The organism is Nocardia sp. GCM10030253, assembly GCF_042675075.1.
In the GTDB taxonomy this organism is placed as follows: Bacteria; Actinomycetota; Actinomycetes; order Mycobacteriales; family Mycobacteriaceae; genus Nocardia.
Genome location: NZ_JBHTDL010000003.1, coordinates 1 through 19,502, shown reverse-complemented (window position 1 = coordinate 19,502; position 19,502 = coordinate 1). Strand labels below are relative to the sequence as shown.

The window sequence follows — 19,502 nt, the reverse complement described above, 5'->3', positions numbered from 1 at the left end:
GTGATTCGTCCGACCGCATGTTGGAGTATCTGAAGAAGGTCACCGTCGAGCTCCTGACGACTCGCGACGATCTGACACAGCTGCGGGACCGCATCGACGAGCCGATTGCGATCGTCGGCATGAGCTGCCGCTACCCGGGTGGCGTCGAGTCGCCTGGACAGCTGTGGGATCTGGTCGCGTCCGGTTCGGATGCCGTCGGCGAGTTTCCGGTGGATCGGGGTTGGGATGTCGCGGGATTGTTCGATCCCGACCCCGACCGATTCGGGAAGGTGTACACGCGGGAGGGCGGCTTCCTGCGCGGTGTCGGCGATTTCGACGCGGGGTTTTTCGGGATCGGTCCGCGTGAGGCGGCGGCGATGGATCCGCAGCAGCGGTTGTTGCTGGAGGCGTCGTGGGAGGCGCTGGAGGACGCCGGTATTGATCCGTTGTCGTTGCGGGGCAGCGACACCGGCGTGATCGCCGGGGTGATGTACGAGGACTATGAACACACGGCGAGGGCCGCGGGTCCGGTCGCCGAGGGGTACGCCGGGCTCGGCTCGGCGGGCAGTGTGGTGTCGGGGCGGGTGGCGTACACGTTGGGGTTGGAGGGCCCGGCGGTGACGGTGGATACGGCGTGTTCGTCGTCGCTTGTCGCGATCCATCTGGCCTGCCAGGCGCTGCGGCGCGGGGAGACCTCACTCGTGTTGGCGGGTGGTGTGACCGTGATGTCGACACCATATTTGTTCATCGAGTTTTCGCGGCAGCGTGGTCTGTCGCGTGATGGTCGGTGCAAGTCGTTCTCGGCGTCCGCCGACGGTGTGGGGTGGGCCGAGGGTGTTGGTGTGCTGGTTTTGGAGCGGCTGTCGGATGCTCGGCGGCTCGGTCACAACGTGCTTGCTGTCGTTCGAGGTTCGGCGGTCAATCAGGATGGCGCGTCGAATGGTTTGACCGCGCCGAATGGTCCGTCGCAGGAGCGGGTGATCGCGGCGGCACTGGCCGCTGCCGGATTGGCTCCAGCTGATGTGGATGCGGTGGAGGCGCACGGGACGGGCACGTCGTTGGGCGATCCGATCGAGGCGCAGGCGCTGATCGCGGCGTACGGGCAGGATCGTGCGGATCCGATCCGGATCGGATCGTTGAAGTCGAACATCGGGCATTCGCAGGCTGCCGCGGGCGCCGCCGGGGTCATCAAGATCGTGCAGGCCCTTCGGAACGAGGTGCTGCCGAAGACGTTGCATGTTGATGAACTGTCGCCGCATGTGGATTGGTCGGCGGGGTCGGTGCGGGTGCTGACCGAGGCGGAGCCGTGGCCCGCGGGCGAGCGGGTGCGTCGGGCAGGTGTGTCTTCGTTCGGCATCAGCGGCACGAATGCGCATGTGATCGTGGAGGAAGCACCTGCGTCCGTCGGCTCGGCGGCCGTTGGGACTGCCGCCGGTGACTCGGTTCCCCCGGCAGCGCCGGCCGAATCCGATGCCGTTGCGACCGCTGGCGACTGCTCGCAGGTCGCTGGAAACGACGCGGATGTGGTGCCGTTGCTGGTGTCGGCCAAGTCCGGCGAAGCGCTGCGCGGCCAGGCGAATCGGTTACGGCAGCGGCTGCTCGACCATCCGGATGCGGACATATGGAGTGTGGCGTCGTCGCTGATCGACACCAGGGCGCAATGGGACTGGCGCGGCGTGGTGGTCGGTCGCGATCGGGAGCAGTTGGTCGCGGGGTTGGCGGACTTGGCGTCGGGTTCGGTGTCGTCCGGTGTGGCGCTCGGGGGTCGGACGGCGTTCGCGTTCACGGGTCAGGGTGCGCAGCGTGTGGGGATGGGGGCGGAGCTGTATGCGGTGTTCCCGGTGTTCGCGGTGGTGTTGGACGAGGTGTGCGCCGAGTTCGATCGGCACCTCGGCGGGGCCGACCCGTCGCCCGACCACCACCCCTCAACGAGCTCCGCGCTGTTTTTACGCGAGGTGATGTTCGCTGATCCCGAGGGCGTGCTGGATCGGACGGAGTGGACGCAGCCTGCGTTGTTCGCGTTCGAGGTGGCGCTGTTCCGGCTTGTCGAGTCGTTCGGAATTACCCCCGATGTGTTGATCGGCCATTCGATCGGCGAATTGGCGGCTGCCTATGTGGCGGGGGTGTGGTCGCTGTCGGATGCGTGTGCGTTGGTGGCGGCGCGTGGTCGTTTGATGGGTGCGCTGCCGGAGGGCGGCGCGATGCTCGCGGCAGCCGTGACCGAGCAGCAGGCCCTCGACATCGTGGCGGACTACGCGGATCGGCTGTCGGTCGCGGCGGTGAACGGCCCTTCGTCGGTGGTGCTTTCCGGTGATGCGGACGCCGTCGACGCGGCGGAGCGCAGGTTGTCCGAGGAGGGGGTCAAGACATCGCGGCTGCGGGTCAGCCACGCGTTCCATTCGGCGCGGATGGAGCCCATGCTTGCCGAATTCCGCGCGGTAGCCGCTGGTCTGACGTATCGAGCGCCAACTATTGCGATGGTGTCGAATGTCGCCGGTGCGGTGGCCGGGGTCGAGGTGACCGATCCGGGGTACTGGGTCGAGCAGGTGCGCGGTTGTGTGCGATTCGCGCCCGGCGTCGATGCTCTCGTCGAAGCAGGGGTGCGGCGGTTCGTCGAGGTCGGCCCGGATGCGGTGTTGACATCCATGACTCGCCAGTGCTTGGCCGAACACCCGGATATCGAGGCGGACGCGGTAGTGCTCGCCGCGTCCCGACGTTCCGTCGACGAGGTGACGCAGTGCGTGACGATGCTGGGGCTAGCCCATTGCGCAGGTGTCGAGGTGGACTGGCGACCGATGTTCGCGGGCCGGTCTGTGCACCGGGTGTCGTTGCCCACGTACGCGTTCCAGCGTCAGAGGTACTGGTTGGAGCCCCTGGTCGCTAACGCGTCGGCTGGGTCGTCGGATCATCCGATCTTGACCGGCGTCGTGTCATTGGCGGGCAAGGACGAATGGCTGTTCACCGGGCGGGTGTCGGTGCGGACCCACCCGTGGCTCGCCGATCATGCGGTGTTCGGCTCGGTGTTGTTGCCAGGGACCGGCTTCGTTGAACTGGCACTGACCGCGGGCACCAGGATCGGCGCCGAATTCGTCGAGGAGCTGTTGCTGGAAGCGCCGCTGCTGCTCGAGGGCGACACCGCGATCGATATTCAGCTCGGTGTCGAACCCGCCGACGGCGCGGGCCGACGCCGGTTCGTGATCCACTCGCGTGCCGTTGCCGACGAGAATGCCGATGCGGGCGAATGGGTGTCGCATGCCAACGGCGTGCTGACTCCGGCCGCGGAGAGCGTTCCCGCGTGGGTCGAGTCGGGATGGCACGGATCGGACGGACAGTGGCCGCCCGCCGGTGCCGAGTCGGTGCCGAGCGATGAGCTCTACGACCGCTTGGCGGACTTGGGGCTCGGCTACGGCCCCGCGTTCCAGGGAGTCACGTCGGTCTGGCGCGACGGCGACGATCTGCTCGCCGAGGTGTCTCTCGCGGCCGAATCCGCTGATCAGGCAATGACGTTCGGGATTCATCCCGCGCTGTTGGACGCCGCATTCCACGCGGCGATCGCGGGGCTGGCGCAGGACATGCCCTCGGGTCGGCTGCCGTTGCCGTTCTCTTTCGCCGGGACACGGTTGTACCGCGCCGGGGTGACCGCCGTCCGGGTTCGACTTATGCGGTTGGGAGCAGGGCGGATACGGGTCGTCGCCGTCGACGACACCGGGGCGCCGGTGCTGAGCCTCGATTCGCTCGTCGCCCGCCCCGTGGATGCCAAGGTGCTCAACAGTGGGACCGGCCGGCGTGCGTCGCTGTCGGATGTCGAGTGGGTGCCGGTGTCGTCGGGGTCTACCGGGGCGGTGACCTCGGTCGCGGTGCTCGGCGGCGTGAGCGTTGCGGGCGTCGATCGTCGGAGTGCGGGGCTCGCTGAGCTACTCGATGACGAGACGATTCCAGAGATCGTCGTCTGGTCGCCTGCCTGGGACGATTCGAGCGGGAGTGTGGTTTCGAGCGACCTGCAAGCAGTCGCCAGCGGTGTTGTTTCGGGCGACCTGCAAGCAGTCGCCAGCGGTGTTGTTTCGGGCGACCTGCAAGCAGTCGCCAGCGGCGATATGACAGCACGGACGCATAGATGGGTGCGGTCGGCGCTGGAACTGCTGCAGGCGTGGCAGGCCGAGGAGCGATTTATCGATTCGCGACTGGTGGTGCTGACCAGGGGAGCCGTTGGCGAGTCGGGCGAGTCGCCGGATGCGGCGGCCGCGGCGGTGTCGGGCCTGGTGCGCAGTGCGCAGGTCGAGCATCCGGGACGGTTCGTTCTCGTCGACGCGGGTGTCGAGGAGAACCTGACGGCCGATGTGGTCGCTGCGGCAGTGGGTTCGGACGAACCACAGCTGGCCGTGCGCGGCGGCGGGCTGCGGGTGCCTCGGTTGCGGCGACAGGTGGGATCGGCCGTGGCCGACGGGACGGCCTTCGGCTCGGGTGCGGTGTTGATCACCGGTGGCACCAGCGGACTCGGCGCCGAACTGGCGCGCCACGTCGTCGACGCGCACGGTGCGCGGCGGCTGGTGTTGGTGTCGCGGCGAGGTGAGCGTGCCGATGGTGTGGCCGAGTTGGTGAGCGAGTTGACGGCATCCGGCGCGCAGGTGCGGGTGGCGGCCTGCGACGTGAGCGATCGTGCGGCGGTGGCGACCCTGCTTGCGGAGTTGCCCGGGGAGTTCGCCCCGAGTGCGGTAATCCATTCGGCGGGCGTGCTCGACGACGGCACCATCGAGACTCTGGCCACCGAGCAGCTGGACCGAGTGCTTGCCTCGAAGGCGGACGCCGCGTGGCATCTGCACGAATTGACAAGCGACCACGATCTTTCGGCATTCGTGCTGTTCTCGTCGGTCGCGGGGGTGGTGGGAACCCCGGGACAGGGCAACTATGCCGCGGCGAACGCGTTCCTCGACGCGCTGGCGTGGCGGCGCAGGGCTGCGGGCTTGCCCGCGGTGTCGATCGCGTGGGGATCGTGGAACCAGAGCATCGGCATGACCAGCGGTCTCGGGAGCGCGGCGATGGCTCGGATGAGCCGCCTCGGAGTGCGTCCGCTGGAGACGGCGGATGGCTTGGCGCTGTTCGATCGTGCGGTCGTCGCGGCAGCACCGGTGGTGGTCGCGACCGAGTTCGACACCGAGGCGTTGGCGGTGCAGGCACGCGAGGGGTCGCTGCCCCGGATGCTGCATTCGATCGTCACGGTGCCCGTGCGGCGGGCCGCGGACACCGGCGGGACGTTGGCGCGGCGGCTGGCCGCCGCCCCGGCCCAAGAGCGTGCGGCGATCGTGCTCGACGTCGTTCGTGAGCAGGTCGCCGGCGCGCTCGGCCACATTTCCGGCGATGCCATCGATCCGGCCGCGCCGTTCACCGAGCTCGGCTTCGATTCCCTTGCCGGAGTGGAGTTTCGCAATCGACTTGCCAAAGCCACCGGAGTGCAACTGCCCTCGACGCTGGTGTTCGACCACCCCACCGCGGCGGCGGTGGCGGTGTTCGTGCGCTCCCAACTCGGCGATCTGGAGGAGGCGGACGCCGGCCGCGCCGTCGCGCGGGTGCCGCGTCGGGTCCGTACCGATGAGCCGATCGCGATCGTGGGGATGAGCTGCCGGTATCCGGGCGGCATCACCTCGCCGGAGGGTTTGTGGGATCTGGTGGCGGCCGGAACGGACGCGATAGGCGACTTCCCGACCGATCGCGGCTGGGATCTCGATCGACTGTTCGATCCCGACCCCGATCACTCGGGCACGTCCTACCTGCGCCACGGCGGATTCCTGTCCGGTATCGCGGATTTCGACGCGGGGTTTTTCGGGATCGGTCCGCGTGAGGCGGCGGCGATGGATCCGCAGCAGCGGTTGTTGCTCGAGGCGTCGTGGGAGGCGCTGGAGGACGCCGGTATTGATCCGGTGTCGTTGCGTGGCAGCGACACCGGAGTTGTCACCGGCGTCTCGTATCAGGACTACGAGGAGATCGCCAAGGCGGCGGGCTCGGTCGCCGAGGGGTATGTCGGCACCGGTTCGACGAGCAGTGTGCTCTCGGGGCGGGTGGCCTACACGTTGGGGTTGGAGGGCCCGGCGGTGACGGTGGATACGGCGTGTTCGTCGTCGCTGGTGGCGATTCACCTGGCCTGCCAGGCACTGCGCCAGGGGGAGACCTCGCTGGTACTGGCCAGTGGCGCCCAGGTGATGTCGACGCCGTTCATGTTCGTCGAGTTTTCGCGGCAGCGTGGTCTGTCGCGTGATGGTCGGTGCAAAGCGTTTTCCGCGGCGGCGGACGGTGTGGGGTGGGCCGAGGGTGTTGGTGTGTTGGTGTTGGAGCGGCTGTCGGATGCGCGGCGGCTCGGTCACAACGTGCTTGCTGTCGTTCGAGGTTCGGCGGTCAATCAGGATGGCGCGTCGAATGGTTTGACCGCGCCGAATGGTCCGTCGCAGGAGCGGGTGATCGCCTCGGCGTTGGCGGCGGCCGGACTCGATCCCTCCGATGTGGATGTCGTGGAGGCGCATGGGACGGGGACACCGTTGGGTGATCCGATCGAGGCGCAGGCCTTGATGTCCATGTACGGGCAGGGACGTGCCGAGCCATTGTGGGTCGGGTCGTTGAAGTCGAATATCGGTCATGCGCAGGCGGCCGCGGGTGCGGGTGGGGTCATCAAGATCGTGCAGGCGTTGCGGCACGAGATGTTGCCGAAGACGTTGCATGTGGATGCGCTGTCGCCGCATGTGGATTGGTCGGCGGGGTCGGTGCGGTTGCTGACCGAGGAGCGGTCATGGCCTGCGTCGGTGGAGCGAGTGCGTCGGGCGGGAGTGTCCGCGTTCGGGATCAGCGGGACCAACGCGCACATCATTCTCGAGGAAGCACCCGCGCAGCGCACGACGGAGCCGGTCGCGGCGATCACTTCCCCCGTTGCTTCGGCAACGGTGCCGTTGCTGGTGTCGGCGAAATCCGAGGCGGGACTGCGGGCACAGGCCGCTCGACTGCACGAGTGGCTGTCGGCACATCCCGAAGCCGACCTGGTGGACGTGGCCCATTCGCTGCTGACGACGCGAGCCCGATTCGATCGACGCGGGGCTGCCGTCGCGGGAGACCGGGACGCGATGCTGGCCGGTCTTGCCGAGCTGGCTGCGGGTTCGACTGCACCGGGTGTGGCCGATGGTATGCCGGTCGGCGGCAAGATCGCGTTCCTGTTCACCGGGCAGGGGGCCCAGCGGGTCGGTATGGGCGCCGGGTTGTATGCGGCGTTCCCGGTGTTCGCTTCGACGTTCGATGAGCTGTGTGCAGAGTTCGACAGGTTGCTGGCGTCCTCGTTGCCGGGTATCTCGTTGAAGGACATCGTCTTCGGTGACGCGGGCGCGGATCTGCTGGATCGGACGGAGTACACGCAGCCTGCGCTGTTCGCCTACGAGGCGGCACTGTTCCGGCTCGTCGAGTCGTTCGGGATCACCCCGGATGTGCTCATCGGGCATTCGATCGGCGAGCTGGTCGCCGCGTACGCCGCCGGTATGTGGTCGGCTGCCGACGCATGTGCGCTTGTCGCGGCGCGCGGACGGCTGATGGGCGGGCTGCCCGGCGGCGGCGCGATGCTGGCCGCCGCGATCACCGAAGAGCGGGCGGCCGCGGCCATTGCCGGGTTCCGTGGTCGGCTGTCGATCGCGGCGGTGAACGGGCCGTCCTCGATCGTGATTTCCGGTGCCGAGGACGCCATTGCCGAACTGGAGCCGCAGCTCGCCGCGGACGGGTTCAAGACCTCACGGCTGCGGGTCAGCCACGCCTTCCATTCGGCATTGATGGAACCGATGCTGCCGGAATTCGAGGACGTCGCCGCCGGGGTGACCTACGGCCGTGCACTGTTGCCGGTGATGTCGAACGTGTTCGGCGTCGTCGGCGGCGAGGCTTTCACCGATCCCTTGTATTGGGTCGGTCATGTGCGCGACACCGTTCGGTACGCCAACGGCGTCGACGCCTTGGTAGACATGGGTGTCCGGCGGTTCCTGGAATTGGGCCCCGACGCCGTGCTCGCGGCGATGACCAGCCAGTGCCTGCCCGCGGATGTCGAATCGAAGTCGCTGGTCGCGGCCGCGGGACGGCGCGGCGTCGACGAGGTGACGCAGTTCGTGACGTTCCTCGCGCACGCCCACAACGCCGGCATCGAGGTGGACTGGGAGCCGTTGCTCGCGGGCCGGGCCCCGGCGCGGGTTCCGTTGCCGACATACGCATTCCAGCGTCGGCGTTATTGGCTGGATGCGGTGGCCGCGGGAGATGTCCGGACCTCGGGTCTGGACGGCGTGCAGCATCCGCTGTTGAGTGCGGCGGTCTGGCTGCCGGACTCCGAGGGGGTGGTGCTGACAGGTCTGTTGTCGTTGTCCAGTCACCCGTGGTTGGCCGATCACGTGATCGGCGGGACGGTGCTGCTGCCCGCCACGGCGTACGTGGATTTGGCGTTGCATGTCGGGGCGATGACCGACAGCCCGCGCGTGGCCGACCTGGTGGTGACCGCGCCGCTGGCCGTGTCGCCGACGGGCGCCGTCGAGCTGCGGGTGATGGTGGCCGGACCCGATGATGCGGGCGCACGAGTCATGTCGGTGTATTCACGCCCGCGTGACGGCGAAGCGGAGCGCGCCGAGTGGGTTCACCATGCGACGGGAACTCTTGTCGCGCAGTCGCCGTCGTCCCGGTTCGAGCCGACGATGACGGAGAGTTGGCCGCCGGTCGGAGCGGTGCCGGTGGAGATCGGCGATGTCTATGTCGACTTGGCCGCGCGCGGTTACGGGCACGGGCCGATCTTCCAGGGATTGACCGCGCTGTGGCGGCGCGGTGACGAGGTTTTCGCGGAGGCGAATCTGCCGGAGCAGGAGCACTCGTCGGCGGGCCGGTTCGGGCTGCATCCGGCGCTCTTGGATGCGGCACTACACGCGGTCGCCTTTTCCGGGTTGATCGAGCCGCCCGCTGCCGGACAGATCCGCGTGCCCTATTCGTGGGAGAACGTGGACATGCACGCCGTCGGAGCCAGCTCGGTACGGGTCCGGTTGACCGCGGCCGAGTCGAGTTCTCCCGGAGACGAGAATCAGCGAGTCACGGCGACGCTCACCGACTCTCGTGGGGTTCCGGTTCTCGAGGTCGAGGCGTTCACCATGCGTCCGATCCCGATCGGCACGCTCGGCGTGTCCGGTGCTGCCGGGGCAGGCGGCGTCCACCAGCTCCGCTGGGTCCCGTTGCCCGCGCCGAAGCCGGGCGACCTCGTCACCGACGAGCACTGGGTGAGCACCGACGACGGCGAGACGGTGACGATCGACGGTAGGTCGGTAGCCGTGCTTCGACTCGCGGACGTGCCTGTGGATGCGGACGTGCCCGGTTCGGTGCACGGTCGACTTGTCGAGGTGGCGGCACGGATGGCCGAGCTGCTCGCGCGGCATGAACGGATCGTCGTGGTGACCAGCCATGCGGTCGCCACGGACATCGGTGAACCGGTGGATCTCGTCGGCGCGGCCGCGTGGGGTCTGCTGCGCAGCGGTCAGAACGAGAACCCCGACCGTATCGCGATCGTCGATGTGGACCGCTGGGAGGACTACCGCGACGGTGTCGCCGCGGCCCTGGTTATCGCGGACGAAACTCAAGTGGCACTGCGCGATGGCATCCCGCACGCGCCGCGGTTGAGCCGCGGCGGTCCGGACACTGGCAAGAACGCACTCGCCAACGCGTCGCCGCTGCGACCGGACGGCACGGTGCTGATCACCGGCGGCACCGGCGGATTGGGTGCGGTGACGGCGCGACATCTCGTCGTGGAGCACGGTGTGCGGAGGCTGGTGCTGGCAGGTAGGCGCGGCCCGGCCGCGCCCGGTGTCGCCGATCTCGCGGCCGAATTGACCGCGCTCGGCGCAGAGCTGGACGTGGTCGCCTGCGACGTGGCCGACCGGGCGGCACTCGACGAGCTGTTGGCAGACATCCCGACGGAGCACCCGTTGACCGGCGTCGTGCACGCGGCGGGCGTATTGGCCGACGGCCTGCTCGCCGACATGACCGCACAGCGGCTGGCGACGGTGTTGCGGCCCAAGGTCGACGCCGCGTGGAATCTGCACGAGGCCACCAGGAATCTGGGGCTGTCGATGTTCGTGCTCTACTCCTCGATCGCGGGGACCATCGGCAGTCCGGGCCAGGCCAACTATGCCGCGGCGAATACCTTCCTCGATGCGCTTGCTCAGCACCGGCATCGCGACGGTCTGCCCGCGACGTCCATCGCGTGGGGTCCCTGGCGTGGCACCAGCGGTATGACGAGCACCCTCACCGAAGCCGACTTGGCGCGCGTACGGCGAGAGGGCCTGGTCCCTCTCGACGATGACTACGGGATGGCACTGCTCGATGCCGCCGTGGCAGCTGGTCTTCCGACGATCGTCGGCGCGCGTCTCGACGTGGCGGCGCTCACCGCGCACGCGGCCTCGGGGTCGCTGCCCAGAATGCTCAGTGCCCTGGTCACCGTCTCGCCGCGGCGCGTCGTGAGCGCGGGGTCGTTGGCGCAGCGACTGGCTTCCACACCCGAATCCGATCGCGCGGGCGTCGTGCTCGCCGTCGTCCGGGACCACGTCGCCGCCAGTCTCGGACACGAGTCCGGGGACCTGATCGACGCGGATGTTCCGTTCACGGAACTGGGTTTCGACTCGTTGGCCGGTGTGGAGTTCCGTAATCGGCTGGCCAAGGCCACGGGGTTGGCGCTGCCCTCCACCCTCGTCTTCGACTATCCCACCGCTCGGGCGGTGGCGACATTCATCGTGTCCCGGGTCGGGGACGTGCCCGTGGCCGCACAACGGAAGACGAGAACCGTGCGTCGAGTGCGGACCGACGAGCCGATCGCCATCGTCGGTATGAGTTGCCGTTATCCCGGCGGTGTCGAATCTCCTTACCAGCTGTGGGATCTGGTGGCGTCCGGTACCGACGCGATCACGTCTTTCCCCTCGGACCGGGGCTGGGACCTCGACCGGCTGTTCCACTCGGACCCGGACAAGCCAGGAACCACTTACGCCAGGGAGGGCGGATTCCTGACCGAGGCAGGCGCTTTCGACGCCGGCTTCTTCGGTATCAGTCCACGCGAGGCGAGGGCAATGGATCCGCAGCAGCGGCTGATATTGGAGGCCGCCTGGGAGGCGTTGGAAGACGCGGGTATCGATCCGGCGTCGCTGCGCGGCAGCGATACCGGCGTGTACGTCGGTGCCACCCCGTCCGGCTATGTCGAGCGGGTGATCGGCGAATACGAAGGTTTCCGGATGACCGGGAATTCGGACAGCGTGATCTCCGGTCGGGTTGCTTACGCGTTCGGTTTGCAAGGCCCTGCCATGACGGTGGACACGGCGTGCTCGTCGTCGCTGGTAGCGCTGCACCTGGCGTGCCAGGCGCTGCGGCAGGGCGAGTCGTCGCTGATGCTGGCAGGCGGTGTCTCGATCTCGGGCACCCCGGAACTGTTCGTCGACTTCGCGCGCCAGCGGGGCCTGGCCGCCGATGGGCGATGCAAGTCGTTCTCCGCGGGCGCGGACGGTGTCGGGTGGTCCGAGGGCGTCGGTGTGCTCGTCATCGAGCGGTTGTCGGATGCGCGGCGGCTCGGTCACAACGTGCTTGCCGTTGTTCGGGGTTCGGCGGTGAATCAGGACGGTGCGTCGAATGGTTTGACCGCGCCGAATGGTCCGTCGCAGGAGCGGGTGATCGCAGCGGCGTTGGCGGCGGCTGGGCTGGAGCCCTCTGATGTGGACGCGGTGGAGGCCCATGGGACGGGGACGCCGTTGGGCGATCCGATCGAGGCGCAAGCACTGATTTCCGCGTACGGGCAGGATCGTGCGGAGCCGTTGCGGATCGGGTCGTTGAAGTCGAACATCGGGCACGCGGTCGCGGCTTCCGGTGTCGGCGGCGTGATCAAGATCGTGCAGGCGCTGCGCAACGAGATGCTGCCGAAGACGTTGCATGTGGATGCGCCGTCGCCGCATGTGGATTGGTCGGCGGGGTCGGTGCGGGTGCTGACCGAGGCGGAGCCGTGGCTCGCGGGTGAACGGGTGCGTCGGGCGGGGGTGTCCTCGTTCGGGATCAGTGGAACCAACGCCCACGTAATCGTGGAGGAAGCACCTGCGCTCACGCGGGACGCGGGTGCGCCGACCGGTGATGCCGCGTCTTCGGCGGAAGGCGTGGTGGCGTGGCTGGTTTCGGCGAAATCCGAGGCAGGCTTGCGGGCTCAAGCGGACCGACTGCGGGCCTGGCTGGTCGACCATCCTGATGCCGATGCGCGCAGTGTCGGGCAGTCCTTGATCGATACACGTGCGCAATTGGACTGGCGCGGCGCGATTGTCGGCCGCGATCGGGAGCAGTTGCTGGCGGGGTTGGCGGATTTGGCGTCGGGCTCGGTCTCGTCGTCGGTGGAATCCGGTGTGCCGGTCGGTGGTCGGACGGCGTTCCTGTTCACCGGGCAGGGGGCGCAGCGGGTCGGTATGGGCGCCGGGTTGTATGCGGCGTTCCCGGTGTTCGCTTCGACGTTCGATGAGCTGTGTGCAGAGTTCGACAGGTTGCTGGCGTCCTCGTTGCCGGGTATCTCGTTGAAGGACATCGTCTTCGGTGACGCGGGCGCGGATCTGCTGGATCGGACGGAGTGGACGCAGCCTGCGTTGTTCGCGTTCGAGGTGGCGTTGTTCCGGTTGGTGGAGTCGTTCGGTGTTACTCCGGATGTGTTGATCGGGCACTCGATCGGTGAGCTTGTCGCCGCATATGTGGCGGGGGTGTGGTCGCTGTCGGATGCGTGTGCGTTGGTCGCGGCGCGAGGTCGGTTGATGGGGGCGTTGCCCGAGGGCGGCGCGATGCTGGCGGTCGCCGTGTCGGAAGCCGAGGCGGTGGCGGTGCTGACCGGCTATGGGGATCGGGCCTCGGTCGCGGCGGTGAACGGTCCGGACTCGGTGGTGATCTCCGGCGACGCCGATGCTGTCGACGAGGTGGAGCGGACGTTGTCGGAGCAGGGCCGCAAGACGACCCGACTGCGCGTGAGCCATGCATTCCACTCGGCACGGATGGACCCCATGCTGGCCGAATTCCGTGCCGTCGCCGAGGGAGTGACGTACCGACAGCCGCTGCTGCCGATCGTGTCGAACGTGACCGGTGTGGTGGGCGACGCTTTCACCGATCCCGAATACTGGGTCGGGCAGGTACGCGCGGCGGTCCGTTTCGCACCAGGAGTCGGATCGCTCGTCGAGACCGGCGTGCGCCGATTCCTCGAAATCGGACCTGACGCCGTGCTGACCGCCATGACCCGCCAATGTCTCGGCGACGACGGCGATACCGCGGCCGGCTGGCTGGTGTCCGCCGCGGGTCGGCGCGGGGTCGATGAGGCGGCTCGGTTCGTGACGTGCCTTGCGCAGGTGCACGTCGCCGGGCTCGGGGTGGACTGGCGGTTGCTGTTCGCGGGGAGCTCGGTGGGTCGAGTTTCCTTGCCGACGTACGCGTTTCAGCATCAGCGGTATTGGCTGGATGCGGCCCGTCCGGTGGTGGCAGGCAGTGTCGAGCATCCGATCCTGATGGATGCGGTGTCGGTGGCAGGCAAGGACGAGTGGTTGTTCACCGGCAGGCTATCGGCCGCCGGTCATCCGTGGGTCGCCGATCACGTGGTGTTCGGTGCGGTGGTGGTGCCCGCGACGACCTACCTGGAGTTGGTGTCGGCGATCGGTGCGCGGCTCGACGTGCGGGTTGTCGAAGAACTACTGCTGGACATTCCGCTGGCTCTCGGGGATCACGCTGTCGATCTGCAGGTCGGTGTCGGCGAGGCAGAACCGGATGGGCGGCGACGCTTCACGATCTATTCCAGGGCCGAGCGGATCGACGACGTCGACGCTTGGGTGCCGCATGCCCGCGGTGTGCTGGCTGGTCCTCTCTCGACAGCGACTGATCCCGCTCGAGACGCCGCGCCGCGATGGGACGAGCCGGTGTGGCCGCCCGTGGGTGCGTTGCGACTCGATGAGCACGCGCTGTATCGGCGGATCGCGGGTCTGGGAATGGAGTACGGCCCGGTGTTCCGTGGTGTGCGCGCGGTGTGGCGGCGCGGGGAGGAGGTGTTCGCCGAGGTGTCGTTGGACGATGCCACGGCCGGGCAGGCGTCGGGGTTCGGGATCCATCCGGCGTTGTTCGACGCGTGCCTGCACCCCGGCGTCGACTTCGTCATAGCGGACATCCCCGCGGGTCGGGTTCCATTGCCGGTGTCGTTCGGCGGCGTGCGGATGTCGAGGACGGGTTCTGGCCCGGTCCGGCTGCGCGCGGTGCTGATCGGCAGTCACCGGATTCGGATGGATGTGGTGGATGAGGCCGGCGAACCGGTGCTGAGCGCGGACTCCATCGTGGTGCATCCCGTCGAGCGGCGCACGGTGGAACGCGCACGATCCGGCGGTGTGTTGCCGTCGCTGTACGACGTGGAGTTGGTGTCGATGTCGTCGGGGTCTGCCGGGCCTGTGGGGTCGATGGCGGTGCTCGGCGGCGCGAGTGTGGCAGGCATCGATCGTCGGTTCGCGCAACTGCGCGAACTGGCGGCCGCCGATCAGGTCGCGGAATTGATCGTCGGGGTGGTCGGCGCGGACGAATCGGACCTCGGGAATGTGGCGGCGGCAAGCCGGCGGACCGTCGGGGAGGTCCTTGGTCTGTTGGGGTCATGGCTGTCGGACTCGCGGCTCGCCCGGACGCGGCTGGTCCTGGTGACCCGGAATGCGCTCGTCCTGCCGGGTGAGTCACCTGATCCGGTCTCCGCGGCCGTCGCGGGCTTGTTGCGCAGCGTGCAGGCGGAGCATCCGGATCGGATCGTGCTGCTCGATCGCGACGGTGAGATCGACGCCGGGGTGGTGTCGGCAGTCGTCGCCTCGGGTGAGCCGCAGGTGGCGGTGCGAGATGGTCGATTGCTGGCGCCGCGGTTGCGCCGTGCATCGACGTCGACGGGTGCGGCAGATGTGTCGTTCGGCGCGGGGACGGTGTTGGTGACCGGGGGTACCAGCGGGTTGGGTGCGCTCGTGGCGCGGCATGTGGCAGCGGAGCACGGGGTGCGCAGGCTGTTGCTGGTATCGCGGCGTGGTCGCGATGCCGAGGGCGTGCAGGAGCTGGTAGCCGAGTTGTCCGCGCTGGGTGCCGAGGTGGACGTGGCGGCGTGCGATGTCGCGGATCGGGGTGCGGTCGAGGCGGTGCTTGCGGACATCCCGTCGGAGTTCCCGTTGAGCGGCGTCATCCACGCGGCGGGTGTGGTGGACGACGGCACCGTGGAGACCTTGACCGCTGAGCAGGTGGATCGGGTGTTCCGTCCGAAAGTGGACGGTGCGTGGTTGTTGCACGAATTGACGCGCGATTCGGATTTGTCGGCGTTCGTGGTGTTTTCGTCGATTGCCGGTGTGGCCGGTTCGCCGGGTCAAGGCAATTACGCGGCGGCGAACGCCGTCGCGGATGCGGTGGTTCGGTTGCGGCGGGCGGCGGACCTGCCTGGCGTATCGGTGGCATGGGGTCCGTGGAACGCGGGTACCGGAATGACGGGCGACCTGAGTGCGGGCGGGTTGGCGCGGTTGCGGCGATTGGGTCTTCGCGCGCTCGGCGATACCGCGGGGCTTGCGTTGTTCGATGCCGCAATCGCCGCGAATGCGGCGCTGGTGGTGGCTACCGAGTTCGATACGGCGGTATTGGCCGAGCAGGCCGAGACCGGGTCGCTGCCGAAGGTGCTGAGCTCGCTGGTGTCGGCGCCTGCGCGGTCGCGCGGAGACAGCGGGTCGCCACTGCGGCGGCTTGCCTCGGCGTCGGCCGCCGAGCGCGACGAGGTGGTACTGGAGGTGGTGCGCGAGCAGGCGGCAGCGGTGTTGGGGCACGCCTCCGTCGAGTCGATCGATCCGGGGGCTCCGTTCACGGAGCTGGGTTTCGACTCGCTGGCGGGCGTCGAGTTCCGCAATCGGCTCGCCAAGGCCACCGGCTTGGCCTTGCCTTCCACGCTTGTCTTCGACCATCCCACCGCTCGGGCGCTTGCCGACTATCTGTGCGTGCGGATCCCCGAGATCGTGCCGGCCACCGTGGACACACCCGCGATGAACGCACCGAGGGTGGGCACACCCGTAGCGGCCACCTCGAGGGTGGACACACCCACGGTGCTGTCGAGGGAAACCGGGACCCGCGGCGGGCTCACCGAGCTGGTTGTTGCCGCACATCGGCGCGGCAAGGTCGATGCCGCGATACCGATGCTGTTGGAGGGCGCCAAGCTCGTCGACACATTCCCGAGCGGCACGGAGTTGCTGGTCCAGCCAACGCCGATACCGCTGAGCAGAGGCACGTCTCGGCTCTCGCTGATCTGTGTTCCTTCGTTCATTGTCGGCACCGGACCGCAGCAGTTCGGCAGGTTGGCGCGCGAACTCGGCGCCGAGCACACCATCGGCGCGCTGCGCCTTCCCGGAACCCAACCAGGGGAACCGCTGCCCGAATCGTGGGACGTGCTGCTGGATTACCTGGCGGCGGCCGTTGTGGGTGCGGGCAGCCCGAAGTCGACCGTCCTCGTCGGGTACTCGGCAGGCGGCGCGATCGCCCATGCGCTGGCGCATCGCCTCGAGCGGACCGGGCGCGGGCCGGCGGCGGTGATCATGCTCGACACCTATTCGCCCGACGCCGCGGAACAGAATCACCAGGTACTGGTGAGTGCGATCGGCTCTGTGCTCGATCTCGGCGACGAGGTTACCGAGATCGGTGATCACGGCCTCGTCGCCATGGCGAAGTACGCGCAGCTGTTCGACAAACGGCGACCCGTGTCGATCGCGGCGCCGACGTTCGACCTGCGTGCCGCGCGGCCGCTGCCCGGGCTGGATCTCGCCGAACCGGTGCCCGCGTGGATGCACACGGGCAAGACGGCCGAGATCGACGCGGACCACTTCTCGATCATCGGCGCGGCCTCGTCCGCCGCCGCGGACGAGATACGGCGCTGGCTGGAGGAACTCGGAGCGGCCGAGCCGAAGCGAATCCGGCCGGAGACGACGGGCAATCGCGATTCGCAATAACCACTGACGTGGCTGTTTGAAGTACCAAGCGTGAAGATGAGGAATTCCCATGGTCGAACGAGCGAATGACATCGCTATCGTCGGAATGTCGTGCAGGCTGCCGGGCGCTGCCGACCTGGAGAAGTTCTGGCGATTGCTGCGCGAGGGCCGCGATGCCGTCGGATCCGCTCCCGCCGACCGTCCCGGAATCGACGAGACAGCCGGGTTCCTCGATTCGGCATCGGAATACGATGCCGACTTCTTCGGTGTGCCGCCGAACGAAGCGCGGTCGATCGACCCACAGCAGCTGCTCGGTCTCGAGCTCAGCTGGGAGGCGTTGGAAGACGCGGGCTACCGCGACTCGGCCGGTGCGCGGGCCGGGGTGTTCCTCGGCTCCACCGGAACGGATTTCGCCGAATTGGCGGCCGCGCAAGGCAAGCCCGGCGTCGGCAGGCATTCGCTGTGGGCCGTCGGCCGTGGCGTTGTCGCCAACCGAATCTCCAATCAGTACGGTTTCACCGGCCCGAGCCTGGTCGTCGACAGCGGGCAGTCGTCGTCACTGGTCGCGGTGCATCTGGCATGCGAATCGCTGCGCAACGGCGAATGCGACGTGGCGCTTGCCGGCGGGCTGAACCTCATCCTCTCGCCATTGAGCGGCGAACGCATCGATCAATTCGGTGCCCGCTCGGCGTCGGGCAAGTGCCGCACCTTCGACGAGAGTGCCGACGGAATCGTCCGCGGTGAAGGCGGCGGCATCGTCGTGCTCAAGCCGCTCTGGCGAGCGGTCGCCGACGGCGACCGGATCCACGCCGTGATCCGCGGCAGTTCGGTCAACAACGGCAACGAGCGCCAGGTGTTGAGCGCGCCGAGCGCCGCGTCGCAGGCATCGGTCATCCGGGCGGCCCTCGCCGCGGCCGGCGTAGTCGGCTCGTCGGTGCAGTATGTCGAATTGCACGGCACCGGCACTCCGGCAGGCGATCCGGTGGAGGCCGCCGCGCTCGGCGACACCTACGGCGTGGCACGGCCCGAGGACGGGCCCCTTGCCGTGGGTTCGGTCAAAACGAATATCGGGCATCTCGAGGGTGCCGCCGGGATCGCTGGCCTGATCAAAACCGTGCTGTGCCTGCGGCATCGGGAACTCGTCCCGAGTTTGAACTTCCACGCTCCGAACCCGAGGATTTCGCTCGACGCCGCGCGGTTGCGGGTCGTGACCGGTGCGCAGGACTGGCCGTCGGCGGAGGTCCGCAGAGCTGCGGTGTCCGCGTTCGGCATGGGCGGCACCAATGCGCATGTGGTCCTGGAGGAGGCCCCCGCGGTTGCGACGGTCGACGCCGCGGCTGCTCGTGGCACGGACATCCTGTCGTGGGTGCTCTCGGCCCGGAGCCGGGATGCGTTGCGGGGGCAGGCTGCTCGGCTGCGGGACTGGTTGGACGAGCACCCGGAGGCGGATGCCGCCGACGTGGCGTATTCCTTGTTGCGATCGCGCGCGCAGCTGGAGTGGCGCAGTGCGGTGGTCGGACATGATCTCGTCGGCATGAAAGCCGGGCTTGCGGCGTTGGCCGAGCCAGGATCCGAGTCCGCTGAGCTCGCGGAGTCCGCGGTGGTTTCGGGTCGCGCGACGCCACGCAAGGTGGCGTTCGTGTTTCCGGGTCAGGGGAGTCAGTGGCCTGGGATGGCTGCTGAGTTGCTGGCTGCGGGCGGCGTTTTCGCTGATGCGATCGCTGAGTGTGAGGTGGCTCTTGCTCCTTTCGTCGACTGGTCGTTGACTGCGGTGCTTCGTGGGGAGGCGGGTGCGGCGTCGCTGGAGCGGGTCGATGTGGTTCAGCCGGTGTTGTTCGCGGTGATGGTGTCGTTGGCGCGAGTGTGGCGTGCGAGTGGGGTGGAACCTGCTGTGGTGGTTGGGCATTCGCAGGGTGAGATTGCGGCTGCGGTGGTGGCGGGTGGGCTGTCGTTGTCGGATGGTGCGCGGGTGGTGGCGCTTCGTTCTCAGGTTGTGGCTGAGGAACTCGCGGGTGCTGGTGGGATGGTGTCGGTGGGTTTGGCTGCTGAGGCGGTCGCGGAGCGGTTGACGGGTTTCGGGGACCGGTTGTCGGTGGCGGCGGTGAATGGCCCGGGTCAGACGGTGGTGTCGGGGGAGTCGTCGGCGGTGGCGGAGTTTTTGGCGGCGTGTGCCGCCGATGGTGTGTGGGCGAAGCGGATTCCGGTGGATTATGCGTCGCATTCGCGTGCGGTGGAGTCGATCCGGGATCGGGTTTTGGCGGAGTTGGATGCGGTTGTGCCGGTGTCGGGTTCGGTGCCGTTCTTCTCGACTGTGTTCGCCGATTACATCGACACCGAGGCGCTGGATGCGGGGTATTGGTATCGGTCGCTGCGTGAGCCCGTGCGCTTCGCGGACTCGATCGAGGTGTTGCAGCGCGCGGGGGTGAATGGGTTTATCGAGGTGAGCCCGCATCCGGTGCTGACGATGGGCGTCGAGCTGACGGCGGGGGCGATCGGTCTGGCCGATCGGGTGGCTGTGCTCGG

General features: G+C 68.3%; 2 protein-coding genes. Both read left to right on the top strand.

What is annotated here, in order from left to right; genetic code table 11:
• Nucleotides 1-17: 17 nt before the first annotated feature.
• Nucleotides 18-17,000 (top strand): type I polyketide synthase, encoded by a 16,983-nt coding sequence (locus ACFQZZ_RS02530; RefSeq protein ID WP_378674009.1) that lies wholly within the window; start codon nucleotides 18-20, stop codon nucleotides 16,998-17,000.
• A 49-nt stretch (nucleotides 17,001-17,049) separates the two neighbouring features.
• Nucleotides 17,050-19,502, top strand: a 2,453-nt coding sequence (locus tag ACFQZZ_RS02525) for a type I polyketide synthase (RefSeq protein ID WP_378673283.1), incomplete at its 3' end; no start/stop codon positions are given.